At 69.7% G+C, this 26,671-nt stretch carries 25 protein-coding genes; 22 read left to right on the forward strand and 3 right to left on the reverse strand.

What is annotated here, in order from left to right; genetic code table 11:
- Positions 1-70 precede the first annotated feature (70 nt).
- The 22 genes from ASC56_RS30420 to ASC56_RS30525 all read left to right on the forward strand — a co-directional run bounded on the left by ASC56_RS30420 (position 71) and on the right by ASC56_RS30525 (position 22,780).
- The gene (locus ASC56_RS30420) at positions 71-1,363 is read left to right on the forward strand and encodes a homoserine dehydrogenase (protein ID WP_055494807.1); all 1,293 of its coding nucleotides are present in this window, start codon (positions 71-73) and stop codon (positions 1,361-1,363) included.
- Positions 1,364-1,369: 6 nt separating this feature from the next.
- Entirely contained in the window at positions 1,370-2,428 is a 1,059-nt protein-coding gene (gene thrC / locus ASC56_RS30425; RefSeq protein WP_055494808.1) for a threonine synthase, read from the forward strand.
- A 239-nt stretch (positions 2,429-2,667) separates the two neighbouring features.
- Positions 2,668-3,585: a homoserine kinase gene (gene thrB / locus ASC56_RS30430; RefSeq protein WP_055494809.1), complete on the forward strand. Its 918-nt coding sequence runs from the start codon at positions 2,668-2,670 to the stop codon at positions 3,583-3,585.
- Between the two features lie 407 nt (positions 3,586-3,992).
- Positions 3,993-5,987, forward strand: coding sequence for a transcription termination factor Rho (gene rho / locus ASC56_RS30435; protein WP_055494810.1), 1,995 nt, complete (start codon positions 3,993-3,995; stop codon positions 5,985-5,987).
- 313 nt (positions 5,988-6,300) lie between these two features.
- Positions 6,301-7,434 carry an LCP family protein gene (locus ASC56_RS30440; protein WP_055494811.1) on the forward strand — a complete coding sequence of 378 codons (1,134 nt, stop codon included), beginning with the start codon at positions 6,301-6,303 and terminating at the stop codon, positions 7,432-7,434.
- A 148-nt stretch (positions 7,435-7,582) separates the two neighbouring features.
- Positions 7,583-7,804, forward strand: a complete 222-nt coding sequence (rpmE, locus tag ASC56_RS30445) for a 50S ribosomal protein L31 (protein WP_043443887.1) — start codon at positions 7,583-7,585, stop codon at positions 7,802-7,804.
- 135 nt (positions 7,805-7,939) lie between these two features.
- A complete protein-coding gene (prfA, locus tag ASC56_RS30450; protein ID WP_055494812.1) occupies positions 7,940-9,007 on the forward strand; it encodes a peptide chain release factor 1 in 1,068 nt (355 codons plus the stop codon).
- Between the two features lie 27 nt (positions 9,008-9,034).
- Positions 9,035-9,880: a peptide chain release factor N(5)-glutamine methyltransferase gene (gene prmC / locus ASC56_RS30455; RefSeq protein ID WP_055494813.1), complete on the forward strand. Its 846-nt coding sequence runs from the start codon at positions 9,035-9,037 to the stop codon at positions 9,878-9,880.
- 55 nt (positions 9,881-9,935) lie between these two features.
- The gene (locus tag ASC56_RS30460) at positions 9,936-10,583 is read left to right on the forward strand and encodes an L-threonylcarbamoyladenylate synthase (RefSeq protein WP_055494814.1); all 648 of its coding nucleotides are present in this window, start codon (positions 9,936-9,938) and stop codon (positions 10,581-10,583) included.
- Entirely contained in the window at positions 10,580-11,257 is a 678-nt protein-coding gene (locus ASC56_RS30465; protein ID WP_055494815.1) for a protein-tyrosine-phosphatase, read from the forward strand. Before ASC56_RS30460 ends, ASC56_RS30465 begins: the two co-directional genes overlap by 4 nt.
- A gap of 109 nt (positions 11,258-11,366) precedes the next feature.
- Positions 11,367-12,608 (forward strand): serine hydroxymethyltransferase, encoded by a 1,242-nt coding sequence (gene glyA / locus ASC56_RS30470; RefSeq protein WP_055494816.1) that lies wholly within the window; start codon positions 11,367-11,369, stop codon positions 12,606-12,608.
- Between the two features lie 127 nt (positions 12,609-12,735).
- Complete coding sequence (locus ASC56_RS30475; protein WP_055494891.1) at positions 12,736-14,073, forward strand: MraY family glycosyltransferase; 1,338 nt, start codon at positions 12,736-12,738, stop codon at positions 14,071-14,073.
- 297 nt (positions 14,074-14,370) lie between these two features.
- Positions 14,371-14,808 (forward strand): hypothetical protein, encoded by a 438-nt coding sequence (locus tag ASC56_RS30480; RefSeq protein ID WP_055494817.1) that lies wholly within the window; start codon positions 14,371-14,373, stop codon positions 14,806-14,808.
- A 273-nt stretch (positions 14,809-15,081) separates the two neighbouring features.
- A complete protein-coding gene (gene atpB / locus ASC56_RS30485) occupies positions 15,082-15,852 on the forward strand; it encodes a F0F1 ATP synthase subunit A (protein WP_055494892.1) in 771 nt (256 codons plus the stop codon).
- A gap of 76 nt (positions 15,853-15,928) precedes the next feature.
- Entirely contained in the window at positions 15,929-16,168 is a 240-nt protein-coding gene (locus tag ASC56_RS30490) for an ATP synthase subunit C (protein ID WP_055494818.1), read from the forward strand.
- 39 nt (positions 16,169-16,207) lie between these two features.
- Complete coding sequence (locus ASC56_RS30495) at positions 16,208-16,756, forward strand: F0F1 ATP synthase subunit B (protein WP_055494819.1); 549 nt, start codon at positions 16,208-16,210, stop codon at positions 16,754-16,756.
- Positions 16,753-17,568 carry a F0F1 ATP synthase subunit delta gene (locus ASC56_RS30500; protein WP_055494820.1) on the forward strand — a complete coding sequence of 272 codons (816 nt, stop codon included), beginning with the start codon at positions 16,753-16,755 and terminating at the stop codon, positions 17,566-17,568. The genes ASC56_RS30495 and ASC56_RS30500 overlap by 4 nt, the downstream gene beginning before the upstream one ends.
- Before the next feature lie 115 nt (positions 17,569-17,683).
- A complete protein-coding gene (atpA, locus tag ASC56_RS30505; RefSeq protein WP_055494821.1) occupies positions 17,684-19,276 on the forward strand; it encodes a F0F1 ATP synthase subunit alpha in 1,593 nt (530 codons plus the stop codon).
- 21 nt (positions 19,277-19,297) lie between these two features.
- Positions 19,298-20,215, forward strand: a complete 918-nt coding sequence (locus ASC56_RS30510) for a F0F1 ATP synthase subunit gamma (RefSeq protein ID WP_055494822.1) — start codon at positions 19,298-19,300, stop codon at positions 20,213-20,215.
- The gene (gene atpD, locus ASC56_RS30515; protein ID WP_055494823.1) at positions 20,215-21,651 is read left to right on the forward strand and encodes a F0F1 ATP synthase subunit beta; all 1,437 of its coding nucleotides are present in this window, start codon (positions 20,215-20,217) and stop codon (positions 21,649-21,651) included. Before ASC56_RS30510 ends, atpD begins: the two co-directional genes overlap by 1 nt.
- A 178-nt stretch (positions 21,652-21,829) precedes the next feature.
- Positions 21,830-22,204 carry a F0F1 ATP synthase subunit epsilon gene (locus tag ASC56_RS30520; protein ID WP_055494824.1) on the forward strand — a complete coding sequence of 125 codons (375 nt, stop codon included), beginning with the start codon at positions 21,830-21,832 and terminating at the stop codon, positions 22,202-22,204.
- A 129-nt stretch (positions 22,205-22,333) separates the two neighbouring features.
- Positions 22,334-22,780: a DUF2550 domain-containing protein gene (locus ASC56_RS30525; RefSeq protein ID WP_055494893.1), complete on the forward strand. Its 447-nt coding sequence runs from the start codon at positions 22,334-22,336 to the stop codon at positions 22,778-22,780.
- A 68-nt stretch (positions 22,781-22,848) separates the two neighbouring features.
- Here ASC56_RS30525 and ASC56_RS30530 read toward each other — a convergent pair whose 3' ends face one another.
- From ASC56_RS30530 to ASC56_RS30540, 3 genes are all read right to left on the reverse strand, one after another.
- On the reverse strand, positions 22,849-24,678 hold the full coding sequence (locus ASC56_RS30530; protein WP_055494825.1) for a glycoside hydrolase family 18 chitinase: 1,830 nt from the start codon (positions 24,676-24,678) through the stop codon (positions 22,849-22,851).
- Positions 24,679-24,820: 142 nt separating this feature from the next.
- Positions 24,821-25,462, reverse strand: a complete 642-nt coding sequence (locus tag ASC56_RS30535; protein ID WP_055494826.1) for a response regulator transcription factor — start codon at positions 25,460-25,462, stop codon at positions 24,821-24,823.
- The gene (locus ASC56_RS30540; protein WP_055494827.1) at positions 25,462-26,640 is read right to left on the reverse strand and encodes a sensor histidine kinase; all 1,179 of its coding nucleotides are present in this window, start codon (positions 26,638-26,640) and stop codon (positions 25,462-25,464) included. The genes ASC56_RS30535 and ASC56_RS30540 overlap by 1 nt, the downstream gene beginning before the upstream one ends.
- Between the last annotated feature and the right edge of the window lie 31 nt (positions 26,641-26,671).

Genomic DNA, 26,671 nt, shown 5'->3' on the forward strand with positions numbered 1-26,671 from the left:
GAGGGGCAGAAACTCCCGTCCGGTGAGTGAGACTGGGCAAACCGTAGACCGTATGAGGAGACGAGGTCGGATGATGCGTACGCGTCCGCTGAAGGTGGCGCTGCTGGGCTGTGGGGTTGTCGGCTCAGAGGTGGCGCGCATCATGACGACGCACGCCGACGACCTCGCGGCCCGCATCGGCGCTCCCGTGGAGCTCGCCGGCGTGGCGGTGCGGCGGCCCTCCAGGGTCCGGGAGGGCATCCCGGCCGATCTCATCACCACCGACGCCACCGCTCTCGTCAAACGCGGCGACATCGATGTGGTGGTCGAGGTCATCGGCGGGATCGAGCCCGCTCGGACGCTGATCACCACCGCCTTCGAGCACGGTGCGTCCGTCGTGTCGGCCAACAAGGCGCTGCTCGCCCAGGACGGGGCCACGCTGCACGCCGCTGCCGAGGAGCACGACAAGGACCTCTACTACGAGGCCGCCGTCGCCGGTGCCATCCCGCTGATCCGGCCGCTGCGCGAGTCCCTGGCCGGGGACAAGGTCAACCGGGTGCTCGGCATCGTCAACGGCACCACGAACTTCATCCTCGACAAGATGGACTCGACCGGTGCCGGTTACCAGGAGGCCCTCGACGAGGCCACCGCCCTGGGGTACGCGGAGGCGGACCCCACCGCCGACGTCGAGGGCTTCGACGCGGCCGCCAAGGCCGCCATCCTCGCCGGTATCGCCTTCCACACGCGCGTGCGCCTCGACGACGTCTACCGCGAGGGCATGACCGAGGTCACCGCCGCCGACTTCGCCTCCGCCAAGGAGATGGGCTGCACCATCAAGCTGCTGGCGATCTGTGAGCGCGCCGCCGACGGGGGTTCGGTCACCGCGCGCGTGCACCCCGCCATGATTCCGCTGACCCACCCGCTCGCCTCCGTGCGCGGTGCGTACAACGCCGTCTTCGTCGAGTCCGACGCAGCCGGTGAGCTGATGTTCTACGGCCCCGGCGCGGGCGGCTCGCCGACCGCCTCCGCCGTGCTCGGCGACCTCGTGGCCGTCTGCCGCAACCGGCTCAGCGGCTCCACCGGGCCCGGCGAGTCCGCGTACGCCCAGCTGCCCGTGTCCTCGATGGGCGAGGTCGTCACGAGGTACCACATCAGCCTCGACGTCGCCGACAAACCAGGTGTTCTCGCCCAGGTCGCCACCGTGTTCGCCGAGCACGACGTCTCGATCGATACGGTTCGCCAGCAGGGCAAGGACGGTGAGGCCTCCCTCGTCGTCGTCACCCATCGTGCGTCCGACGCGTCCCTGGCCGGGACCGTCGAGGCGCTGCGCAGCCTCGACACCGTGCGGGGTGTCGCCAGCATCATGCGGGTTGAAGGAGAGTAACCAGCAATGACCCACCAGTGGCGCGGAATCATCGAGGAGTACCGGGACCGGCTGCCGGTGTCCGACAGCACGCCGGTCGTCACCCTCCGCGAAGGCGGTACGCCGCTAGTGCCCGCGCGGGTGCTCTCCGAGCGCACCGGCTGTGACGTCCATCTCAAGGTGGAGGGCGCCAACCCCACCGGGTCCTTCAAGGACCGCGGCATGACCATGGCCATCTCCAAGGCCAAGGAGGAGGGCGCCAAGGCGGTCATCTGCGCCTCCACCGGCAACACCTCCGCCAGCGCCGCCGCCTACGCCGTACGCGCCGGCATGGTGTCGGCCGTGCTCGTGCCGCAGGGCAAGATCGCGCTCGGCAAGATGGGCCAGGCCCTCGTCCACGGGGCGAAGATCCTCCAGGTGGACGGCAACTTCGACGACTGCCTCACGCTCGCCCGGTCGCTGTCCGACAACTACCCGGTGGCGCTGGTCAATTCGGTCAATCCGGTGCGTATCGAGGGACAGAAGACCGCGGCCTTCGAGATCGTGGACATGCTCGGCGACGCGCCGGACATCCACGTCCTGCCGGTGGGCAACGCGGGCAACATCACCGCCTACTGGAAGGGCTACCGGGAGTACGCCGCCGACGGCGTCGCCCGGCGGACCCCGCGCATGTGGGGCTTCCAGGCGTCCGGCTCCGCCCCGATCGTGCGCGGCGAGGTCGTCAAGGACCCGTCGACCATCGCCACCGCGATCCGCATCGGCAACCCGGCGTCCTGGCAGTACGCCCTGGCGGCGAGGGACGAGTCGGGCGGCGTCATCGACGAGGTGACGGACCGTGAGATCCTCCGCGCCTACCGGCTGTTGGCCGCCCAGGAGGGTGTCTTCGTCGAGCCCGCGTCCGCCGCGTCCGTCGCCGGGCTGCTGAAGGCCGCCGAGCGGGGCGAGGTCGACCCGGGTCAGACCATCGTCTGTACGGTCACCGGCAACGGCCTCAAGGACCCCGACTGGGCCGTCGCGGGCGCCCCGCAGCCGGTCACGGTCCCGGTCGACGCGGCGACGGCGGCCGAGCGGCTCGGGCTCGCGTAACGCGGCCGTCCGCGGGGGACAACCCTGTGGGCATCCCGCAGAGGGGGCACAGGGGGCTTACGACACGCATCGTGCGCCTCCTGTGCGCCCTATGTCGCCACAGAACCTTCCTTCGATAGGCTGTACTGAACCCGCCCGCCGCATATGCCGCGGTGCCTCGCCGCCCCCGCGGCCTTCGGGTCTTCCGCCGTATCGAATGTCATTCGACCATCACGCAGCTCAAGGAGAGTCATCGAGCGATGGCCGGTCCAGCGTTCCGCGCCGCCGCCGTCCGGGTGCGCGTCCCCGCCACCAGCGCCAACCTCGGCCCGGGCTTCGACGCCCTCGGCCTCGCGCTGGGGCTCTACGACGACGTGGTCGTCCGGGTGGCCGACTCCGGGCTGCACATCGACATCGCCGGTGAGGGCAGCGAGACACTCCCGCGCGACGAGAGCCATCTCCTCGTACGATCCCTGCGCGCTGCCTTCGATTCCCTGGGTGGGCAGCCGCGCGGCCTGGAAATCGTCTGCGCGAACCGCATTCCGCATGGCCGTGGCCTTGGCTCCTCCTCCGCCGCGATCTGCGCCGGAATCGTCGCCGCCCGCGCCGTGACGATAGGCGGCGACAGTCGGTTCGACGACGCCGCGCTCCTGGAGCTCGCCACCGAGATCGAGGGCCACCCGGACAACGTCGCGGCCTGCCTGCTCGGCGGTTTCACGCTCTCCTGGATGGACCGCGGCGCCGCCCGCGCGATCCGCATGGACCCCGCGGATTCCATCGTTCCGGTGGTTTTCGTACCCGCGAAGCCCGTCCTGACCGAGACCGCGCGCGGACTGCTCCCGCGCTCCGTGCCGCACGTCGACGCCGCTGCCAACGCGGGCCGTGCCGCCCTGCTCGTCGAGGCCCTGACCAGGCGCCCCGAGCTGCTGCTGCCCGCCACCGAGGACCGCCTCCACCAGGACTACCGCGCCCCGGCCATGCCGGAGAGCGCGGCGCTGGTGGAGCGGCTGCGGGCCGACGGGATTCCCGCGGTGATCTCCGGCGCGGGGCCCACGGTCCTGGCGCTGGCCGACGACGAGAGCGCCGACAAGGTGGCCGACCTGGCGGGCGAGGGCTGGGCCGCCAACCGGCTGGACCTGGACAGCCAGGGAGCGAGCGTGCTGCCGCTTGCGCCCTGACACACGGTTGCCGGATTTCGAGAGGGGGAATGTTTGTTGGATCCGGTAGTGTTAACCTCAAGTCTGCACCCGACCCCGCCATGGCGAGGTGCTTCATGTCCCCGTCCGGGACAACCATTCTTCCGGGAGCCTCCCAAGCCGCACTGTGTTTCGTATCCCGTACCTGAGCAGTACGTGGTACGTGGACACTGAGCGGATTGCCGAGCACGCTCCGGAATCGGCGTGACCGAGCCGCGTGACACAAAACCGAGTGCCACGGCTCTGGGAAGCGCCATCACCAGATATCTCTTCCGCCGCTTTGGCGGACCACCGCCCCGGCACGGTCCACACAGACGGGACCGAAGCCGGACAGCACAACCGGTCGCCGAGCCAGACAGGCCGACGTCCGCTCCAGGGAAGGACCCTTCGTGAGCGACACCACCGATCTGATGGGCGCACGTGTCGAGGAGACCGCTGCCGCGCCCGCCACGGACGCCTCCGCGCCTGCCACCGGTGCCGGCTCCCGGCGGCGCCGCGGTACCGGCCTCGAGGGCATGGTGCTGGCCGAGCTGCAGCAGGTCGCATCCGGCCTCGGTATCAGGGGCACCGCGCGCATGCGCAAGAGCCAGCTGATCGAGGTCATCAAGGAGGCGCAGGCTGGGGGTACCTCCCAGGCCCTCTCGGGCTCTGCGGGAGGCGACGCCACGGCCGCCAAGGCCGATGCCGCCACCGAGGCCAAGCCGAAGCGCCGGGCCACCTCCCGGACCCGCACCGGCGACGACGCCGCTGCGGCCGAGTCCAAGGCCGACAGGCCCGCCGAGCAGCCCGCTGCCCCGCAGCAGATCGAGATCCCCGGCCAGGGAGCCGGTGACGACGTCCCGGCCGAGCGCCGCCGGCGCCGCGCCACCGCCGAGGCCGGCAGCCCCGAGACGGTCGCCGCCGAGGCGACGAGCGAGCCGAAGGCCGAGACGCCCGCCCAGCAGGCCCAGCCGCAGGGCGACGCCGGTGAGGGCGGCGAGGGCCGCCGCCGCGACCGCCGCGAGCGTGGCCGCGAGCGCGACCGCGACCGCCGCGGCAAGGGCGACGACCAGCAGCAGGGCCAGGGCGGCCAGCAGCGCCAGCAGCAGCAGAGCCAGCAGCAGGGCGGCGGCCGTCAGGACCGCCAGGAGCGCCAGGACGACGACGACTTCGAGGGCGGCCGCCGGGGCCGTCGCGGCCGCTACCGCGACCGCCGTGGCCGCCGTGGCCGCGACGACGTCGCCGAGCCGCAGCTCGCCGAGGACGACGTCCTGATCCCGGTCGCGGGCATCCTGGACATCCTCGACAACTACGCCTTCATCCGTACGTCGGGTTACCTGCCGGGCCCGAACGACGTGTACGTCTCCCTGGCCCAGGTCCGCAAGAACGGCCTGCGCAAGGGTGACCACGTCACCGGCGCGGTCCGCCAGCCGAAGGACGGCGAGCGCCGCGAGAAGTTCAACGCGCTGGTCCGCCTGGACTCCGTCAACGGCATGGCGCCCGAACACGGCCGTGGCCGCCCGGAGTTCAACAAGCTGACCCCGCTGTACCCGCAGGACCGGCTGCGCCTGGAGACCGACCCGGGCGTGCTGACCACCCGCATCATCGACCTGGTGTCGCCGATCGGCAAGGGCCAGCGCGGTCTGATCGTGGCCCCGCCGAAGACCGGCAAGACCATGATCATGCAGGCGATCGCCAACGCGATCACGCACAACAACCCCGAGTGCCATCTGATGGTCGTCCTCGTCGACGAGCGTCCGGAAGAGGTCACCGACATGCAGCGGTCGGTCAAGGGCGAGGTCATCTCCTCGACCTTCGACCGCCCGGCCGAGGACCACACCACGGTCGCCGAGCTGGCCATCGAGCGCGCCAAGCGCCTGGTGGAGCTGGGACACGACGTCGTCGTCCTGCTCGACTCGATCACGCGTCTGGGCCGTGCGTACAACCTCGCCGCGCCCGCCTCCGGCCGCATCCTGTCCGGTGGTGTCGACTCGACCGCGCTGTACCCGCCGAAGCGCTTCTTCGGCGCCGCGCGCAACATCGAGGACGGCGGCTCCCTGACGATCCTCGCCACCGCGCTGGTCGACACCGGCTCGCGCATGGACGAGGTGATCTTCGAGGAGTTCAAGGGCACCGGCAACATGGAGCTCAAGCTCGACCGGAAGCTCGCCGACAAGCGCATCTTCCCGGCGGTGGACGTGGACGCGTCCGGCACCCGCAAGGAGGAGATCCTGCTCGGTGCCGAGGAGCTCGGCATCGTCTGGAAGCTGCGCCGGGTGCTGCACGCGCTCGACCAGCAGCAGGCGATCGAGCTGCTCCTCGACAAGATGAAGCAGACCAAGTCGAACGTCGAGTTCCTGATGCAGATCCAGAAGACGACCCCGGCGCCGGGCAACGGCGACTGAGCCGGTCTTCATGGCACAGGGCCGTTCCCGTCTCACAGAGGGGAGCGGCCCTGTGCGTTTGTACCGCAGGTGCGGGTGTGGGTGCCGGAGGTGCGGTGTGCGAGATCTTTGCCACAGGGTGCCGGTTTCGAGCGGTATGGCGGCCCTGGAGGAATCCGCAGGTGAGCGCGGGCCGGATCGCCAGGCGGTGACCCGGTGTGCATGACGGCCCACGCAGCGGGCACGCTGCGTCGTGCAACCCTGTCTCCGGTTTCTCCGTCTGACCGAACGGAGCGACGATGGACCAGTACAGGCCGTCAGGACTGAGGAGCACATGCCTGCCGAGAGCACGCCGGACACCGGCATAGCCGACGAGGCCACGACCGGCCCGCGCCACGGGGCGAGCGGCCGCCGCCGGGCGGGCGGCAAGCGACGCAAGGCCCTGCTGGTCACGGCCTGGACCGCCGCGGGCATCGTCGTGCTCGGCGGCACCGGCGTCGGCTACCTGTACTTCAAGCTCAACGGCAACCTCAAGGGTGTCGACATCAATCAGGCCCTCGGCACCGACCGGCCCATGAAGGTCGACAACGGCTCCGAGAACCTCCTGGTCCTCGGCTCCGACACACGCTCCGGCAGCAACAAGGGTCTGGGCGGCGGTACCGACGACGGCACCGGTCGCTCGGACACGGCGATGATCGTGCACCTCTACAAGGGCCACCAGCAGGCCAGTGTGGTCTCCATCCCGCGCGACACCCTGGTCGACCGCCCCGCGTGCACCGACACCAAGGGCGTCACGCACACCGCCGCGCCGCGCTCCATGTTCAACGAGGCGTACTCCACCGGAGGGGCCGCCTGCGCCGTGAAGACCGTCGAGTCGATCACCGGTGTCCGTATGGACCACTACGTCGAGGTGGACTTCTCCGGCTTCCAGAAGCTGATCGACGACCTCGGCGGCGTCAAGGTGACCACCACCAAGGACATCAACGACACCAAGAGCCACCTCGACCTGACGGCCGGCATGCACACCCTCAACGGGCAGCAGTCGCTCGGCCTGGTCCGCACCCGGCACGGCGTCGGCGACGGCTCCGACCTCGGCCGCATCCAGCTCCAGCAGGCCTTCATCAAGGCCCTGGCCAACCAGGTCAAGGACATCGGCGTGCTGACCAGCCCGACCAAGCTGTACGACCTCGCCGACACCGCGACCAAGGCCGTCACCACCGACTCCGACCTGGCCTCCGTCAAGAACCTGGCGTCCTTCGCCAACGGGCTCAAGGGCATCAGCTCCTCGCACATGAACATGGTGACGATGCCGGTCGAGTACGACCCGGCCGACCCGAACCGCGTCCTCATGCAGAAGGCCAAGGCGCAGCTCGTGTGGGACGCCCTGAAGAACGACAGGCCGATCCCGGCGAGCGCCACCAAGGGCACGGTCACGGGCGGGGCCAAGGGCGTCGTCACCTCGTCGTAGTCCGGCGACCGGAGGCCGGGAATAGATCACCTGTGCCCCCGGTTTTGGGGGATGCGGCCAGTCCTGGCAGACTGGTACGTCGGCTCCGGTTCACGCCTCCGCATCCCGCGGCTGCGACCCGGCGCCCTCCCGAAATCTAGGAGACACCTTGAAGCGCGACATCCACCCCGCGTACGTCGAGACGCAGGTCAGCTGCACCTGCGGCGCGTCGTTCACCACTCGCAGCACGATCGAGTCCGGCACCGTCCGGGCCGAGGTCTGCTCCGAGTGCCACCCGTTCTACACGGGCAAGCAGAAGATCCTCGACACCGGTGGCCGTGTGGCCCGCTTCGAGGCCCGCTTCGGCAAGGCTGCCGCTGCCAAGAAGTAGCGAGCCCACAGCGCCGGTCTCCGGTGCTCCCGTCTTCGGGGGCGCCGGGACCGGCGCTTTGCGGTGCAGCCACTGTTCGACGTACATACGTCCCCACGCCCCGGCCGGGCGGGGGGCATCCCATGGGAGCCGGAGATGTTCGAGGCGGTCGAGGAACTGGTCGGTGAACACGCCGATCTGGAGAGGAAGCTCGCCGATCCGTCGGTCCACGCGGACCAGGCGAACGCGCGCAAGCTCAACAAGCGCTACGCCGAGCTGACCCCGATCGTCGCCGCGTACCGCTCCTGGAAGCAGACGGGCGACGACATCGATACCGCGCGCGAACTGGCCGCCGACGACCCGGACTTCGCCGCCGAGGTCAAGGAGCTGGAGAAGCAGCGCGAGGAGCTGACCGAGAAGCTGCGCCTGCTGCTCGTCCCGCGCGACCCCAGCGACGACAAGGACGTCATCCTGGAGATCAAGGCGGGCGCGGGCGGCGACGAGTCGGCCCTGTTCGCCGGCGACCTGCTGCGCATGTATCTGCGGTACGCCGAGCGCGTCGGCTGGAAGACCGAGATCATCGACTCCACCGAGTCCGAGCTCGGCGGTTACAAGGACGTCCAGGTCGCCGTGAAGACCCGCGGCCAGACCGAGCCCGGCCAGGGCGTGTGGGCCCGTCTGAAGTACGAGGGCGGGGTGCACCGTGTGCAGCGCGTGCCGGCGACGGAGTCCCAGGGCCGCATCCACACCTCCGCGGCCGGTGTGCTGGTCACGCCGGAGGCGGAGGAGGTCGACGTCGAGATCAACCCGAACGACCTGCGCATCGACGTCTACCGCTCCTCGGGACCCGGCGGGCAGTCCGTCAACACGACCGACTCCGCGGTGCGGATCACGCACATCCCCACCGGGGTGGTCGCCTCCTGCCAGAACGAGAAGAGCCAGTTGCAGAACAAGCAGCAGGCGATGCGTATCCTGCGCTCCAGGCTGCTCGCCATGGCGCAGGAGGAGGCGGAGAAGGAGGCCGCCGACGCCCGCCGCAGCCAGGTCCGCACCGTCGACCGCTCCGAGAAGATCCGTACGTACAACTTCCCGGAGAACCGCATCTCGGACCACCGTGTCGGCTTCAAGGCGTACAACCTGGACCAGGTCCTGGACGGCGACCTCGACGCGGTGATCCAGGCCTGCGTCGACGCGGACTCAGCCGCCAAGCTCGCAGCCGCGTAAGGCATGTAGACAGACCGGAGGACCAGCGTGAACCTGCTTCTCGCGGAGGTGGCCCAGGCCACCCAGCGGCTGGCCGACGCCGGCGTCCCCTCGCCGCGCAACGACGCGGAAGAGCTCGCGGCCTTCGTGCACGGCGTCAAGCGGGGCGAGCTGCACTCCGTGAAGGACTCGGACTTCGACGCCCGCTACTGGGAGGTCATCGCCCGCCGCGAGGCGCGTGAGCCGCTCCAGCACATCACCGGGCTCGCCTACTTCCGGTACCTGGAACTCCAGGTCGGCCCGGGGGTGTTCGTCCCGCGCCCGGAGACCGAGTCGGTCGTCGGCTGGGCCATAGACGCCGTACGCGCGATGGACGTCGTCGAACCGCTGATCGTGGATCTGTGCACCGGCTCGGGCGCCATCGCGCTCGCCCTGGCGCAGGAGGTGCCGCGCTCCCGCGTGCACGCCGTTGAGCTGTCCGAGGACGCCCTCCAGTGGACCCGCAAGAACATGGAGGGATCCAGGGTCGACCTGCGCCAGGGAGACGCCCGCACGGCCTTCCCCGACCTCGACGGCCAGGTCGACCTCGTGATCTCCAACCCGCCGTACATCCCGCTGACCGAGTGGGAGTACGTCGCCCCGGAGGCCCGGGACTACGACCCCGAACTGGCCCTGTTCTCCGGCGAGGACGGCCTCGACCTCATCCGGCGCCTGGAACGCACCGCGCACCGGCTGCTGCGCCCCGGCGGCGTCGTGGTCATCGAGCACGCCGACACCCAGGGCGGCCAGGTGCCGTGGATCTTCACCGAGGAGCGGGGCTGGGCCGACGCGGCCGACCACCCCGACCTCAACAACCGCCCGCGCTTCGCGACCGCCCGCAGGGCGCTGCCGTGAGCACCCCCCAGACTCTCTTTCCGCAGCAGTACGTGTACGAGGAGGCCAGCTGAAGATGGCACGGCGATACGACACCAACGACGCGACCGACCGGGCGACGGGTCTGCGTGAGGCGGCGTCCGCCGTCCGCCGTGGCGAGCTCGTGGTGCTGCCGACCGACACGGTGTACGGCATCGGCGCCGACGCGTTCTCCTCGGAGGCCGTGGCCGACCTGCTTCAGGCCAAGGGCCGGGGCCGCAACATGCCCACGCCCGTCCTCATCGGCTCCCCGAACACCCTGCACGGCCTCGTCACGGACTTCTCCGAGATGGCCTGGGAGCTGGTCGACGCGTTCTGGCCGGGCGCCCTCACGCTCGTCGCCAGGCACCAGCCGTCCCTGCAGTGGGACCTGGGGGACACCCGTGGCACCGTCGCCGTGCGCATGCCGCTGCACCCGGTCGCCATCGAGCTGCTGACGGAGGTCGGCCCGATGGCCGTCTCCTCCGCGAACCTGACCGGCCACCCGGCGCCGGAGAACTGCGCCGCCGCGCAGGAGATGCTCGGCGACTCGGTCTCCGTCTACCTGGACGGTGGCCCGACCCCCGGCAACGTCCCGTCCTCGATCGTCGACGTCACGGGCAAGGTGCCGGTGCTGCTGCGCCAGGGCGCGTTGTCGGCCGATGAGCTGCGCAAGGTCGTACCCGACCTCGAGGTGGCGAATTGACAGCCCCTGCCGCGGGGCGTGGCATAGGCAACGGGGACGAGGCGGGGAGCCCGGTGGCACCGGGGCCTCCCCGCGACACCTTCCGCATCCTTCACGTCAGCACCGGCAACGTGTGCCGCTCGCCGATCACCGAGCGGCTGACCCGCCATGCCCTGGCGGACCGGCTCGGTGACCCGCTGTGGGGTGGGCTGATCGTGGAGAGCGCGGGCACCTGGGGCCATGAGGGCGCGCCCATGGAGGCGAACGCCGAGGCGGTCCTCGCGGACTTCGGCGCGGACGCATCCGGGTTCACGGGGCGGGAGCTCCTGGACGAGCACGTCATCCGCGCCGACCTGGTCCTGACCGCGACGCGCGACCACCGTGCCCAGGTCATCTCCATGGGCCACTCGGCGGGACTGCGCACCTTCACCCTGAAGGAGTTCACCCGCCTCGTACGGGCCATAGACCCCGCGACGCTGCCGCCCCTGGAGGACGGCGTGGTCGCGCGGGCCCGTGCCCTGGTCCGTGCCGCCGCGGCGCTGCGCGGCTGGCTGCTGGCCCCGACGGCGGAGGCGGACGAGGTGTACGACCCGTACGGAGCGCCGCTGACGTTCTTCCGGTCGATCGGGGACGAGATCCAGCAGGCGCTGGACCCGGTGGTCACGGCCCTGACGGGCGTCGCGGCGCCCAGGTAGGCCCCCGCCGGGGTGCGGCTGCGCCCGGTGCGACGACTCGCGCCATACCGGGCGCCCCCCAGGACCGCGGCCTACATTGGACGTACGTTCCCGACGCCCGGAGCCCACCATGGCGGTCCCCCACACCCTTGAGGCCGATGTCCTGCGACGGCAGGACCCCGAGCTGGCCGAGATCCTCCTCGGGGAGCTCACCCGGCAGTCGACGACGCTCCAGCTCATCGCCGCCGAGAACTTCACCTCGCCGGCGGTGCTGGCCGCCCTCGGGTCCCCGCTCGCCAACAAGTACGCCGAGGGGTATCCCGGCGCCCGGCACCACGGCGGGTGCGAGATCGTCGACGTCGCCGAGCGCATCGCCGTGGAGCGGGCCAAGGCGCTGTTCGGCGCCCAGCACGCCAATGTGCAGTCGCACTCGGGGTCGTCCGCGATGCTCGCCGCGTACGCCGCCCTGCTCAGGCCCGGCGACACCGTGCTCGCCCTGGGGCTGCCGCACGGCGGCCATCTCACGCACGGCTCGCCCGAGAACTTCTCGGGCCGCTGGTTCGACTTCGTGGGCTACGGACTGGAGGCGGAGTCGGGCCTCATCGACCACGAACAGGTGCGCGCCCTCGCCCGTACGCACCGCCCCAAGGCGATCGTGTGCGGGTCCATCGCCTACCCGCGGCACATCGACTACGCCTTCTTCCGGGACGTCGCCGACGAGGTGGGCGCGTATCTCATCGCCGACGCCGCTCATCCGATGGGTCTCGTCGCCGGGGGAGCGGCGCCCAGCCCGGTGCCGTACGCCGACGTGGTCTGCGCCACCACGCACAAGGTGCTGCGCGGCCCGCGCGGCGGCATGATCCTGTGCGGCGGCGAACTGGCCGAGCGTGTGGACCGGGCCGTCTTCCCCTTCACCCAGGGCGGCGCCCAGATGCACAGCATCGCCGCCAAGGCGGTCGCGTTCGGGGAGGCGTCGACCGCGGCCTTCGCCGCGTACGCCCATCAGGTGGTCGCCAACGCCCGGCGGCTCGCGGCGGGACTGGCGGAAGAGGGGCTGGTGGTCACCACCGGAGGCACCGACACCCATCTGCTGACCGTCGACCCCGCTCCGCTCGGCGTCGACGGCCGCACCGCACGGGGGCGGCTCGCGGCGGCCGGTATGGTCCTGGACACATGTGCACTGCCCCACGGCGACGCCCGCGGACTGCGCCTGGGCACCGCCGCACTCACCACGCAGGGCATGGGCGAGACCGAGATGGCCTACGTGGCCAGGCTGTTCGCCTCCGTGCTGCGCGACGAGGTGGACGGCAGGAAGGCACGTGAAGAAGTCCGGGAGCTCACCGGCAGATTTCCGCCGTATCCCGGCCGGTGAGGGGTAGGCACAGCGGAGTACACAGCCACACGTGCAACCATCGTCGCTACCCGTTCGTCCCCATCCATATGCACGCAGAGCTAGGGTGTGGGGCTGAGGATGCCCAGCGAGACCTGTGGGGAAGCCCGTGCGTGAATACCTGCTGACGCTCTGCATCACGGCCGCGGTGACGTATCTGCTGACAGGGCCGGTACGCAAGTTCGCGATCGTGGCCGGAGCCATGCCGGAGATCCGGGCACGTGACGTGCACCGGGAACCCACTCCCCGGCTCGGCGGTATCGCCATGTTCTTCGGCCTGTGCGCGGGCCTGCTGGTCGCCGACCACCTCAAGAACCTCAACGAGGTCTTCGCCAGCTCGAACGAGCCCCGTGCGCTGCTGTCCGGAGCGGCGCTCATCTGGCTCATCGGCGTGCTGGACGACAAGTTCGAGATCGACGCCCTGATCAAGCTGGGCGGTCAGATGATCGCCGCGGGCGTCATGGTGATGCAGGGTCTGACGATCCTGTGGCTGCCCGTCCCGGGCGTCGGCCTGGTCGCGCTCACACAGTGGCAGGGCACCCTGCTGACGGTGGCGCTGGTCGTCATCACGATCAACGCGGTCAACTTCGTCGACGGCCTCGACGGCCTCGCCGCCGGCATGGTGTGCATCGCCTCGGCCGCGTTCTTCATGTACGCCTACCGCATCTGGTACGGCTTCGGGCTGGAGCCCGCGGCCCCGGCGACCCTGTTCGCGGCCATCCTGATGGGCATGTGCCTGGGCTTCCTGCCGCACAACATGCATCCGGCGCGGATCTTCATGGGCGACTCGGGGTCGATGCTGATCGGGCTCGTGCTCGCCGCGGGTGCCATCTCGATCACCGGGCAGGTGGACCCGGACTCGATGAACCTGTTCTCCGGCTCCGTGCGCGCGACCGTCCACCAGACCGTCCCCGTCTACATCCCGCTGCTGCTCCCGCTGACGATCATCGCGGTCCCGGCCGCGGACCTCATCCTCGCGATCGTCCGCCGCACCTGGCGCGGCCAGTCGCCGTTCGCCGCGGACCGCGGGCATCTGCACCACCGGCTGCTGGAGATCGGGCACTCGCACAGCAGGGCCGTGCTGATCATGTACTTCTGGTCGGCGCTCATCGCCTTCGGGGCCCTGGGCTACTCCGTGAACTCCGCGTCGATGTGGATCGTGCTCGGCATCGTGGTGCTGAGCGCGGTCGGTCTGATCCTGCTCCTGCTGCCGCGGTTCACGCCGCGTGCTCCCCGCTGGGCCGAGTCCTTCGTGCCGCCCCGCTACCGCCGTCGGCGCCGGGCCGTGGAGCCGGTGCCGGCCGCCGCGTACGGCACGGGGGAGGAGCGGCGGCCGGAGCGTGTGCACCGCACGCCGGTCGGGGCCGGGGTCCCGAGGGTCAACGGGGCCACCGCGATCAGTGGTCGTACGCGCCTGGAACGGCGCGAGACCGAGTCCTCGCGCTGACATTACAGGTAAGAATCTGACTAGCGCGTTGCCAAATCCTGGGGTTCCAAAGCGCCCTAATACCAGACAAGCCGACCCTCCATCCGCACAGACGGGCAGGTTCACTCTCATGTGTGACGGCAGGCACACCCCTAGGTAAAGACCGCATCAAATAGTTTGTGATACGGTTCACGAGAACCCCGGGACAGAGCCGAAGGACCCCAGTGCGACGGTCCCTCGGCGTGAGGATCCCGCTCGGCCCGGGACTACGCTCGTCCATGACGACACCCTGCCCCCTGTGAAAGCGGAGTTGCCGCCATGCCGTCCAATGACGCCCGGAACCTACTGCAGACCGCTGCGCCCACAGCGGCCGTCGGCGTGATCGCCGTCGCCGTCAGTGGTGCGGTCGCGGGAGGCAAGGGGGCGCTCGGCGCGGCCGTCGGCACACTGCTGGCCGTCCTCTTCATGGGGATCGGTCTGTACGTCCTGCAGTGGACGGCGAAGACGCTCCCGCATCTGTTCCAGGCCATGGGACTGATGCTCTATGTCGCCCAGCTCCTGCTGCTCCTGATCTTCGTGGCTCTCTTCAAGGGCACTTCCCTCTTCAATCCGAAGGCGTTCGCGATCGCGCTCGTCGTCGCGACGGTCGTATGGATGGCGGCGCAGGCTCGTGCGCACATGAAGGCCAAGATCTTCTACGTCGACCCGGACTCCGAGAAGAGCGAGAAGTACGAGAAGACAGGGTCCAGGTCGTGAGGGGTAGGGGCGGGATAAAGACGTGTGAGATCTCCTGCTATCGTCCGGTGCCAACTGCGGCATCGCGGGCGAGGGTAGCTGAGCTGACGCCTGCTCAATCGCGAGGCTTGATGCCCGACAGCCGCCCCCACATCCGTATCACCAGTCCGGTGCCGATCCGCGGCTGCGCGCCGCGCCGACACAACGAGGTTGCCGTACCCATGCGTCACGCCGAAGGAGCCCGCGGTGAGTGCTGACCAGACCCAGCTCGCCTTTGACTGGAGCTGCCGCATCCTGTCCGACAACGGCTGCGGCTTTCCGGCTCCGGGCCTGCACTCCTTCCTCTTCAAGCCGATCGCGACGATCGGCGGGTTCGAGTTCAACAAGGTGATGCTGCTCGCGCTTCTCACCTCGGTCGTCGTCATCGCCTTCTTCGGAGCGGCCTTCGGCAACGCCAAGGTGGTTCCGGGCAAGCTCCAGATGGTGGCCGAGGCGGGCTACGACTTCGTGCGCCGCGGCATCGTGTACGAGACGCTCGGCAAGCGCGAGGGCGAGAAGTACGTCCCGTTCATGGTCTCGCTGTTCTTCTTCATCTGGATCATGAACATCTGGTCCGTGATCCCGCTGGCCCAGTTCCCGGTCTCGGCGGTGATCGCCTTCCCGGCGGTTCTCGCCGCGATCGTCTGGATCGTCTGGGTCTCGCTGACGTTCAAGCGCCACGGCTTCGTCGGCTTCTTCAAGAACGTCACGGGCTACGACAAGACGCTCGGCGCGGTCCTGCCGCTCGTCATGGTCATCGAATTCTTCTCGAACCTGTTCGTCCGCCCGTTCACGCACGCGGTTCGACTGTTCGCCAACATGTTCGCCGGTCACCTGATGCTGGTGATGTTCACCGTCGCCTCCTGGTACCTGCTGAACAGCTACATGATCCCGGCCGCCGGCGTCTCGTTCGTGATGACCGTGATCATGATCCTCTTCGAGCTCTTCGTGCAGGCCGTCCAGGCGTACGTCTTCGTGCTCCTCGCCTGCTCGTACATCCAGGGCGCTCTCGCCGAGCACCACTGAGCCCCATCACGCACCCCACCCCTGATCGTCCGGTGGCCAACCCCCACCGGTCCGTAAGAGAGAAGGAAGTAACGGCATGTCCGCGACCCTCGAACTCGCCGCTGGCGTCCACGGCTCCCTCGGTTCCATCGGCTACGGTCTCGCTGCCATCGGCCCCGGCGTCGGCGTCGGCATCATCTTCGGCAACGGCACCCAGGCCCTGGCCCGTCAGCCCGAGGCCGCCGGTCTGATCCGTGCCAACCAGATCCTGGGCTTCGCCTTCTGTGAGGCCCTCGCCCTCATCGGCATCGTCATGCCGTTCGTGTTCGGTGTGTGATCGACCCCTTCACCGAACGCATCGACGAAAGGCACTGATGTGATCGCCAACCTGGCACAGATGGTCGCCGAGGAGCAGCAGAACCCGCTCGTCCCGGCCGGCCCTGAGCTGCTCGTCGGCACCATCGCCTTCGCCGTCGTGTTCTTCTTCTTCTGGAAGAAGGCTCTTCCGAACATCAACAAGGTTCTCGAGGAGCGCCGCGCGGCGATCGAAGGCGGTATCGAAGAGGCCGAGGCCATGAAGGTCGAGGCCCAGAGCGTCCTTGAGCAGTACAAGGCTCAGCTCGCCGAGGCCCGGCACGAGGCCGCGCGTCTGCGCCAGGAGGCGCAGGAGCAGGGTGCCGCCCTCATCGCCGAGATGCGCGCGGAAGGCCAGCGGCAGCGTGAGGAGATCGTCGCCGCCGGCCACGCGCAGATCGAGGCCGACCGCAAGGCCGCCGCGCAGGCGCTGCGGCAGGAGATCGGCAGGCTCGCCACCGAGCTGGCCGGCAAGCTCATCGGTGAGGCCCTCCAGGACCACACCCGCCAGAGCCGCGTCATCGACCGCTTCCTTGACGAGCTCGAGGAGAAGGCCGAGGCCGCGCGATGAACGGAGCGAGCCGCGAGGCCCTGGCAGCCGCACGTGAGCGTCTCGACGCGCTGGCGGACTCCACGTCCGTCGACGCGGCGCAGCTCGCCGACGAGCTGGCCGCCGTCACCGCGCTGCTCCACCGCGAGCCGTCGCTGCGTCGGGTCCTCACCGACCCGGCGCAGCCCGGCGAGGCCAAGGCCGGGCTGGTCGAGCGCCTGCTCGGCGGCCAGGTCAGCGGGGTGACCGTCGACCTGGTGGCCGGCATGGTGCGTTCGCGCTGGTCGCAGCCCCGCGACCTGGTGGACGCGCTGGAGGAGCTGGCGAACGACGCCGACCTCATCGCCGCCGAGAAGGCGGACGCGCTGGACGACGTCGAGGACGAGCTGTTCCGGTTCAGCCGGATCGTCTCCTCCAGCACCGAGCTGCGCGCCGCGCTCACCGACCGCGCCGCGAGCCCCGCGGCCAAGATCGAGCTGCTGCACCGGCTGCTCGGCGGTCGCGCCAACGTGACGACCGAGCGTCTGGTGACGCGCCTTGTGGTCGCGCCGCGGGGACGTAGCCTGGAAGCGGGACTCGAGTCCCTGTCCAAGCTCGCGGCCGCGCGCCGCAACCGCTTGGTCGCCGTCGTCACCTCGGCGGTCCCGCTGAGCGACACACAGAAGCGACGCCTCGGCGACGCGCTGGCCAAGCTTTACGGCCGCAAGATGCACCTCAACCTGGACGTGGATCCCGAGATCCTCGCCGGGGTCCGGGTGCAGGTGGGCGACGAGATCATCAACGGTTCGATCGCGGACCGTCTTGAGGACGCCCGCCGCCGCTTGGCGAGCTAGCAGCAACTCCATACGCAGTACTACGGCCCGAGTTGGGCCGTGCAGAGGATTCCTGGGGGTCGCCCCCAGACCCCCACAGAAACTTCGGGCCCAACAAGGAGAGCAGGGAACCCAGATGGCGGAGCTCACGATCCGGCCGGAGGAGATCCGGGACGCGCTGGAGAACTTCGTCCAGTCGTACAAGCCGGACGCGGCCTCGCGCGAGGAGGTCGGTACGGTCACCCTTGCCGGCGACGGCATCGCGAAGGTCGAGGGTCTGCCCTCGGCCATGGCCAACGAACTGCTGAAGTTCGAGGACGGCACCCTCGGCCTCGCCCTCAACCTTGAGGAGCGTGAGATCGGTGCCATCGTCCTCGGTGAGTTCAGCGGCATCGAGGAGGGGCAGCCGGTGCACCGCACCGGTGAGGTGCTCTCCGTGGCAGTCGGCGAGGGCTACCTCGGCCGCGTCGTCGACCCGCTCGGCAACCCCATCGACGGCCTCGGCGAGATCCAGACCGAGGGCCGCCGCGCCCTTGAGCTGCAGGCCCCCACGGTCATGCAGCGCAAGTCGGTGCACGAGCCGATGGAGACGGGCTACAAGGCCGTCGACGCGATGACCCCGATCGGCCGTGGTCAGCGTCAGCTGATCATCGGTGACCGCCAGACCGGCAAGACCGCCCTGGCCGTCGACACGATCATCAACCAGCGCGACAACTGGCGCACGGGCGACCCGAAGAAGCAGGTCCGCTGCATCTACGTCGCCGTCGGCCAGAAGGGCTCCACCATCGCGTCGGTCCGCCGCGCGCTGGAGGAGAACGGCGCGCTGGAGTACACGACCATCGTCGCCGCCCCGGCGTCCGACCCGGCCGGCTTCAAGTACCTGGCGCCGTACACCGGTTCGGCGATCGGCCAGCACTGGATGTACCAGGGCAAGCACGTCCTGATCATCTTCGACGACCTCTCGAAGCAGGCCGACGCCTACCGCGCCGTGTCCCTGCTGCTGCGCCGTCCGCCGGGCCGTGAGGCCTACCCGGGTGACGTCTTCTACCTGCACTCCCGTCTCCTGGAGCGCTGCGCCAAGCTCTCCGACGACATGGGTGCCGGTTCGATGACCGGTCTGCCGATCGTCGAGACCAAGGCCAACGACGTCTCGGCGTTCATCCCGACCAACGTCATCTCCATCACCGACGGCCAGTGCTTCCTGGAGTCCGACCTGTTCAACGCCGGTCAGCGTCCGGCCCTGAACGTCGGTATCTCGGTCTCCCGCGTCGGTGGCTCCGCCCAGCACAAGGCCATGCGCCAGGTCTCCGGACGTCTGCGCGTCGACCTCGCCCAGTTCCGTGAGCTGGAGGCGTTCGCCGCCTTCGGTTCCGACCTGGACGCCGCGTCGAAGGCCCAGCTGGAGCGCGGTCAGCGCATGGTCGAGCTGCTCAAGCAGAACCAGTACGAGCCGATGGCCACCGAGGACCAGGTCGTCTCCATCTGGGCCGGCACCAACGGCCGTATGGACGACGTGCCGGTCGCCGACATCCGCCGCTTCGAGAAGGAGCTCCTGGACTTCCTGCACCGCAAGTACCAGGGCCTCATGACCTCCATCAAGGAGGGTGCCAAGATGGCGGACGAGACCATCCAGGCGATCGACGAGGCCGTCGCGGAGTTCAAGAGGCAGTTCGAGACCTCGGACGGCAAGCTGCTCGGCGAGGACACCCCGGCCGCAGCCGCCAAGTGACGTAAGGAAGGGACCTGACTCATGGGAGCCCAGCTCCGGGTCTACAAGCGTCGCATCCGATCCGTCAGCGCGACCAAGAAGATCACGAAGGCGATGGAGATGATCGCCGCCTCGCGCGTCGTCAAGGCGCAGCGCAAGGTGGCGGCCTCCACACCGTACGCGACCGAGCTCACACGCGCGGTCACGGCGGTCGGCACCGGCTCGAACACCAAGCACCCGCTGACCACCCAGGCCGAGACGGTGACCCGGTCCGCGGTGCTGCTCCTGACGAGCGACCGCGGTCTGGCCGGCGCCTTCAACTCCAACGCGATCAAGGCGGCGGAGCAGCTGACCGACCGGCTGGAGCGCGAGGGCAGGCAGGTCGACACGTACATCGTCGGCCGTCGCGGTGTGGCCCACTACAACTTCCGTGAGCGCAAGATCACGGAGTCGTGGACCGGCTTCACGGACGAGCCCAGCTACGCGGACGCCAAGAAGGTCGCGGCTCCGCTCATCGAGGCCATCGAGACGGAGACGGCGGCCGGCGGTGTGGACGAACTCCACATCGTCTACACCGAGTTCGTCTCGATGATGACGCAGACGGCGATCGACTCCCGTCTGCTGCCGCTCAGCCTCGAGGAAGTGGCGGAGGAGGCGCCCGCCAAGGGCGAGATCCTGCCGCTGTACGAGTTCGAGCCGTCGGCGGAGGACGTCCTCGACGCCCTGCTGCCGCGCTACGTCGAGAGCCGTATCTACAACGCGCTGCTGCAGTCGGCTGCCTCCAAGCACGCCGCCACGCGCCGCGCGATGAAGTCGGCGACCGACAACGCGGGCGAGCTGATCAACACGCTCTCCCGTCTTGCCAACGCGGCCCGCCAGGCCGAAATCACCCAGGAAATCAGCGAGATCGTCGGTGGCGCCAGCGCCCTGGCCGACGCGACCGCGGGGAGTGACAAGTAATGACGACCACTGTTGATACGGCCGTTGCCACGGGCCGCGTCGCCCGGGTCATCGGCCCGGTCGTCGACGTGGAGTTCCCCGTCGACGCGATGCCGGACATCTACAACGCCCTGCACGTCGAGGTCTCGGACCCGGCGAACGAGGGCCAGAAGAAGACGCTGACCCTGGAGGTCGCCCAGCACCTGGGTGACGGCGTGGTCCGCACGATCTCCATGCAGCCCACCGACGGTCTGGTCCGCCAGGCCGCGGTGACCGACACCGGCGCGCCGATCTCCGTCCCGGTCGGCGACTTCACCAAGGGCAAGGTGTTCAACACCCTCGGTGAGGTCCTGAACGTCGACGAGAAGTACGACGGCGAGCGCTGGCCGATCCACCGCAAGGCCCCGAACTTCGACGAGCTCGAGTCGAAGACCGAGATGTTCGAGACCGGCGTCAAGGTCATCGACCTGCTCACCCCGTACGTCAAGGGTGGCAAGATCGGTCTGTTCGGCGGCGCCGGCGTCGGCAAGACGGTGCTCATCCAGGAGATGATCTACCGCGTCGCCAACAACCACGACGGTGTCTCCGTGTTCGCCGGTGTCGGTGAGCGCACCCGTGAGGGCAACGACCTCATCGAGGAGATGAGCGACTCGGGCGTCATCGACAAGACCGCCCTGGTCTTCGGTCAGATGGACGAGCCCCCGGGCACCCGTCTGCGCGTCGCGCTGGCCGGCCTCACCATGGCCGAGTACTTCCGTGACGTCCAGAAGCAGGACGTGCTGTTCTTCATCGACAACATCTTCCGCTTCACCCAGGCCGGTTCCGAAGTCTCCACCCTGCTCGGCCGTATGCCGTCCGCGGTGGGTTACCAGCCGAACCTGGCCGACGAGATGGGTCTCCTCCAGGAGCGCATCACCTCGACCCGCGGTCACTCGATCACCTCGATGCAGGCGATCTACGTCCCCGCCGACGACCTGACCGACCCGGCCCCGGCCACCACGTTCGCCCACCTCGACGCGACGACGGTGCTCTCCCGTCCGATCTCCGAGAAGGGCATCTACCCGGCCGTGGACCCGCTGGACTCCACGTCCCGCATCCTGGACCCGCGTTACATCGCGCAGGACCACTACGACGCCGCCATGCGCGTCAAGACGATCCTGCAGAAGTACAAGGACCTCCAGGACATCATCGCGATCCTCGGCATCGACGAGCTCGGCGAGGAGGACAAGCTCGTCGTCCACCGGGCCCGCCGTGTGGAGCGCTTCCTGTCCCAGAACACCCACGTCGCCAAGCAGTTCACCGGTGTCGACGGGTCGGACGTCCCGCTGGAGGAGTCGATCGCGGCCTTCAACGCGATCATCGACGGCGAGTACGACCACTTCCCGGAGCAGGCGTTCTTCATGTGCGGTGGTATCGAGGACCTGAAGAAGAACGCGAAGGAGCTGGGCGTCTCCTGACGGCCGCCTGCGGCGGGTCCCACCCGGGGCCCATGACAGGTACTGCCTCTTGGTGAGAGGGGTGGAGAAGCATCCCGCGGGCTCGCTCCCGCGGGGTGCGGTCCGCCCCTCTCCTCACGCCTACTAGAATTCAGACCAACACCCGGCGCCCGCCGGGTGGTGACCCGAGGAGCCACCCTTGGCTGCTGAGCTGCACGTCGAGCTGGTCGCCGCCGACCGCCAGGTCTGGTCCGGCGAGGCCACCCTGGTCGTCGCGCGCACCACGTCCGGCGACATCGGCGTCATGCCCGGTCACCAGCCGCTGCTCGGTGTGCTGGAGTCGGGCCCGGTGACCATCCGTACGAGTGATGGTGGAACGGTCGTCGCCGCGGTGCACGGCGGTTTCATCTCGTTCGCGGACGACAAGCTGTCGCTGCTGGCCGAGATCGCCGAGCTGTCGGACGAGATCGATGTCCAGCGCGCGGAGCGGGCCCTTGAGCGCGCGAAGACGGAGGCCGACGCCTCCGCCGAGCGTCGCGCGGAGGTCCGACTGCGTGCGGTGTCGGGGAACTGATCCCGACGCACGATGTGATGACGTGACTCAGCCGCGGCTGGGCCGGAGCAATCCGGATCCAGCCGCGGCTGAGGCGAATGCGGGTGTTTTTTCCGTTCCGTTACCTAGGAGACGAGGAGGTCGGTGTCGGTGGTCCTCGCTCTGACCGCGTGCGGAGTGGTCGTGGCACTCGTAGTGGTGGGACTGTTCGTCTTCGGCCTCAGGCGGCGGCTGATCCAGCGCTCGGGCGGCACCTTCGACTGCAGCCTGCGGTGGAACGTCCCGGCGGAACCCGACACCAGCGGCAAGGGCTGGGGCTACGGAATCGCCCGCTACAACGGCGACCGCATCGAGTGGTTCCGCGTCTTCTCCTACGCCCCGCGCCCGCGCCGCGTCCTGGAGCGCTCGGCGATCGAGGTGGCCGGCCGCCGCCTTCCCGACGGCGAGGAGGAGCTGGCGCTGCTCTCCGACGCGGTGATCCTGACGTGTCTGCACCGGGGCACGCGCCTGGAACTCGCGATGAGCGAGGACGCGCTGACCGGATTCCTCGCGTGGCTGGAGGCAGCCCCACCAGGACAACGAGTGAATGTGGCATAGCCACATTCACTCGTTGGGGGACCTGAGTCCGGGGGAGCGTCAACGTCGACGCAATCCTTCGGACGGGCTTACGACAGCCCGTTGCTGAGGGCGCTCACCAGCTCTCCATTGCCGGTGTCACCGCTGAACTCCCAGAAGAACGCGCCGCCAAGACCCTGGGTCTTCGCCCAGGCCATCTTCGTACCGATGGTGGCCGGGGTGTCGTACGACCACCAGTTGCTGCCGCAGTGGGCGTACGCCGTGCCCGCGACGGTTGCGGTGGCGGGGCAGGACGTCTTGAGCACCTTGTAGTCCTCGATGCCCTGCTCGTACGTGCCGGCCGCCGGGCCCGTGGCCGTGCCGCCCGGGGCGTCCTGGGTGACGCCGGTCCAGCCGCGGCCGTAGAAGCCGATGCCGACCAGCAGCTTGCTCGCGGGAACGCCGATCGCCTTGTACTTGGCGATCGCGTCGGCCGTGGTGAAGCCGGCCTTGGGGATGCCGCTGTACGAGGTGAGCGGGGAGTGCGGAGCGGTGGGGCCCTGCGCGTCCCAGGCGCCGAAGAAGTCGTACGTCATCACGTTGTACCAGTTGACGTACTGCGCGGCGCCCGCGTAGTCGGCTGCCTCGATCTTGCCGCCCGAGGAGCCGTCGGCGGTGACGGCCGCGGTGACCAGGGCGCCGGAGCCGAACTTGGCGCGCAGCGCGGCCATCACGTTCTTGAAGGCCGCCGCCCCGCTGGTGTCACAGGACAGACCGCAGGCGTTCGGGTACTCCCAGTCGATGTCGATGCCGTCGAAGACATCGGCCCAGCGGGAGTCCTTCACCAGGTCGTAGCAGGACTGGGCGAAGGCCGCGGGGTTCTTTGCCGCGTCCGCGAAGCCGCCGGACCAGGTCCAGCCGCCGAAGGACCACAGCACCTTGAGATTCGGGTACTTCGCCTTCAGCTCACGCAGCTGGTTGAAGTTGCCGCGCAGCGGCTGGTCCCAGGTGTCGGCGACGCCGCTGACGGACTGGTCGGCGGTGAACGCCTTGTCGTAGTCGGCGTACGAGTCGCCGATCGCGCACTTGCCCCCGGTGACGTTGCCGAAGGCGTAGTTGATGTGGGTGATCTTCGACGCGGAGCCGGACGTCACCAGGTTCTTGACGTTGTAGTTGCGGCCGTAGATGCCCCACTCGGTGAAGTAGCCGAGCTTGACGGCGGAGCCGGAGGTCGGGGGCGGGTTGGTGGAACCGCCCGTGGTGTGCACGGTCACCGCGCCGCTGACCGGACCGGTCTGGTCGGCGGTGTCACGGGCCTGCACGGTGTACGAGTAGTCGGTGCCGGCGCTCAGAGCGGTGTCCGTGTACGAGGTCGTCGTCACGGTGGCGACCTTGGCGCCGTCGCGCAGGACGTCGTAGTTCTTGACGCCCTTGTCGTCGGTGGCCGCCGTCCAGGACAGCTTCACCGAGGTGTCCGTGATGCCGGACGCAGTGGGGGCGCCCGGAGCGGAGGGCGGGTTGTCGCCGGGGACCGTGGTGCCACCGTCGCAACTTCCGCCGTTCAGCTTGCAGTTGGAGGGCGCGCCGGAGCCGGATCCGTTGAATCCGAAGGAGACCGAGGCGCCGGGGGCGAGGCTGCCGTTGTAGGACTTGTTCTTGGCCGTCCAGTGGGTGCCGGAGTTCGTCACGTCCGCGTCCCAGGCGGAGGTGACGGACGTTCCGGAGGGGAAGTCCCACTCGATCGTCCAGGAACTGATGGCGGCGGTGCCGGAGTTGGTGACGGTCCACTTGCCTTCGAAGCCGGTGCCCCAGTCCTGGGTCTTGGCGTACGTGGCGGTGGCCGATGCGGCCGCGTGGGCGGGGCCCGCGAGGCCGACCAGCCCGGCGAGGGGGAGCAACAGGGTCGCGAACCCTGCCGCGGCTCTGTGTCTGAAGCGCATCCGCGCCTCCTCTGTGTTCGATGTGCGCCTCCGGGGCGCGACGGTGTGGGGCATGACTGAGCCTTCACGCCCACAGTGCCGCGAGAATAGAAAGGTCTGGACCATAGGTCAATAGGTCTGGACCAGTGCTCCGGTTGGTGTGCTAGATCCCCAACTCCTGTGCCAGCACGGCCGCTTGGACCCGGCTGCGCAACGCCAGCTTGCCCAGCAGGCGGCTGACGTGGGTCTTCACGGTGGCCTCCGCCATGTCCAGGCGGGCGGCGATCTCCGCGTTGGACAGCCCCTCGCCGAGGCAGGACAGCACCTCGCGCTCGCGGCGGGTGAGCGCCTGAAGGACGGACGGATCGACGGACGGCTCCCGTACGGGCCGGGCGGCGAACTCCGCGATCAGCCGCCGGGTCACGGCCGGGGCGATCATCCCCTCGCCGCGTGCCACCGTCCGCACCGCGGCGATCAGGTCCTTCGCGTCGGTGTTCTTCAGCAGGAACCCGGAGGCTCCCGCCCGCAGTGCCCCGAACACATACTCGTCGAGGTCGAACGTGGTCAGCACCAGCACATCGGCGAGCCGCTCGGCGACGACCTGCCGGGTCGCCGACACCCCGTCCAGGCGCGGCATCTGCACATCCATCAGGACCAGGTCCGGCCGTAGCTCCCGGGCGAGCGCCACCGCCCGCTCGCCGTCCGCGGCCTCCCCGACCACCTCGATGTCGGGCGCACTGCGCAGGATCAGGACCAGCCCCGCACGTACGGCGGACTGGTCCTCGGCGACGAGCACGCGGATCATCAGGTCTCTCCTTGCGGGACATCGGGGACGGGAAGGGCGGCGCGCACGGTCCACAGCGCGCCTTCGGGACCGGCGCCGAACGTGCCCCCGAGCAGGGCGGTCCGCTCCCGCATCCCGACGAGACCCGCGCCGGAGCCGGGCGCCCGGGGCCCCTCCCGGTCGCCGTACGGGCTGGTCACCCGCACGTCGAGGACCCCGTCCCGGTGCCCCAGCGCCACCGTGACCCGGCCGGGGCCGGCGTGCTTGAGGGCGTTCGTCAGGGACTCCTGCACGATCCGGTAGGCGGCAAGCTCCACCGGCGCGGGCACGCCCGCGTACTCCGCGTCGAGCGTGACGTCGAGCCCGTTGGTGCGGGCCTGCTCCACCAGGGCGTTGAGCCCGTCGAGGGTGGGAGTGGCGGCCGGCTCCTCCCGGGTGGTGCCGTCGCGGAGGATCCCGATCAGCCGCCGCATCTCGGCGAGCCCCGCCACGCTGTTCTCCCGGATGACGGCGAGGGCCTCCCGGGACGTCTTGTGGTCGTCGAGGGAGAGCGCGGCGGTGGAGTGGATGGCGATCGCGGACAGATGGTTGGCGACCATGTCGTGCAACTCCCGTGCCATGCGGGCCCGTTCGGCGGTGACGGCCTGGGCGCGGTCCATCTCGGCGAGCAGGGTGGTCTGTTCGGCGCGCAGCCGTGCGGCCTCGGCCGCGTCACGGTGGTTGCGGACGACCCAGCCGGTGGCGGCGGGCGCGAGCGCCACCACGCCGAACGCGACGCCGATCAGCATGCCGTTGGGGTCGCCCCAGAGAGCGAGGGGCGTGACCGTGCCGAGCACGGTGAGCAGCCCGGTGACCCAGGGCAGACGCCGGGCGGAGGCGGGGGTGCCGTACAGGACGGCCGCGTACATGAGGTCCGTGAACATCACGACGGTGACCACGTTGCCCCGGGTCACCGTGTCGGCGATCACCGCGGCCGTGCCGATCCCCAGGGCGGCCTTCGGCCGGGTGCGGCGCAGCAGCTCGCAGCCGGCCGTCACGACCAGGGGAACCAGCACCGCCCAGTGCGCCGCCCAGAGGACCTGCGGTTCGTCGGCGGGGCGGGTGGTGAGGCCGATGGCCCACAGCAGGAGCCCGCCCAGCAGCCCGCCGACCGCGATGCGCACGTCGTCGCGGTGCGGGTGGGGGAGTCGTACGGCCATGACCCCATCCAACACGGTGCGCCGCCCCGCC

Source organism: Streptomyces sp. TP-A0356 (assembly GCF_001417775.1).
Taxonomy (GTDB): domain Bacteria; phylum Actinomycetota; class Actinomycetes; order Streptomycetales; family Streptomycetaceae; genus Streptomyces.

Excerpts from the sequence above, each read along its gene's own strand:
- ASC56_RS30420 (WP_055494807.1), top strand. The coding sequence starts at position 71 with ATGATGCGTACGCGTCCGCTGAAGGTGGCGCTGCTGGGCTGTGGGGTT.
- thrC (WP_055494808.1), top strand. The coding sequence starts at position 1,370 with ATGACCCACCAGTGGCGCGGAATCATCGAGGAGTACCGGGACCGGCTG.
- thrB (WP_055494809.1), top strand. The coding sequence starts at position 2,668 with ATGGCCGGTCCAGCGTTCCGCGCCGCCGCCGTCCGGGTGCGCGTCCCC.
- ASC56_RS30440 (WP_055494811.1), top strand. The coding sequence starts at position 6,301 with ATGCCTGCCGAGAGCACGCCGGACACCGGCATAGCCGACGAGGCCACG.
- prfA (WP_055494812.1), top strand. The coding sequence starts at position 7,940 with ATGTTCGAGGCGGTCGAGGAACTGGTCGGTGAACACGCCGATCTGGAG.
- ASC56_RS30460 (WP_055494814.1), top strand. The coding sequence starts at position 9,936 with ATGGCACGGCGATACGACACCAACGACGCGACCGACCGGGCGACGGGT.
- glyA (WP_055494816.1), top strand. The coding sequence starts at position 11,367 with ATGGCGGTCCCCCACACCCTTGAGGCCGATGTCCTGCGACGGCAGGAC.
- ASC56_RS30480 (WP_055494817.1), top strand. The coding sequence starts at position 14,371 with ATGCCGTCCAATGACGCCCGGAACCTACTGCAGACCGCTGCGCCCACA.
- ASC56_RS30490 (WP_055494818.1), top strand. The coding sequence starts at position 15,929 with ATGTCCGCGACCCTCGAACTCGCCGCTGGCGTCCACGGCTCCCTCGGT.
- ASC56_RS30500 (WP_055494820.1), top strand. The coding sequence starts at position 16,753 with ATGAACGGAGCGAGCCGCGAGGCCCTGGCAGCCGCACGTGAGCGTCTC.
- atpA (WP_055494821.1), top strand. The coding sequence starts at position 17,684 with ATGGCGGAGCTCACGATCCGGCCGGAGGAGATCCGGGACGCGCTGGAG.
- ASC56_RS30510 (WP_055494822.1), top strand. The coding sequence starts at position 19,298 with ATGGGAGCCCAGCTCCGGGTCTACAAGCGTCGCATCCGATCCGTCAGC.
- atpD (WP_055494823.1), top strand. The coding sequence starts at position 20,215 with ATGACGACCACTGTTGATACGGCCGTTGCCACGGGCCGCGTCGCCCGG.
- ASC56_RS30530 (WP_055494825.1), bottom strand. The coding sequence starts at position 24,678 with ATGCGCTTCAGACACAGAGCCGCGGCAGGGTTCGCGACCCTGTTGCTC.
- ASC56_RS30535 (WP_055494826.1), bottom strand. The coding sequence starts at position 25,462 with ATGATCCGCGTGCTCGTCGCCGAGGACCAGTCCGCCGTACGTGCGGGG.
- ASC56_RS30540 (WP_055494827.1), bottom strand. The coding sequence starts at position 26,640 with ATGGCCGTACGACTCCCCCACCCGCACCGCGACGACGTGCGCATCGCG.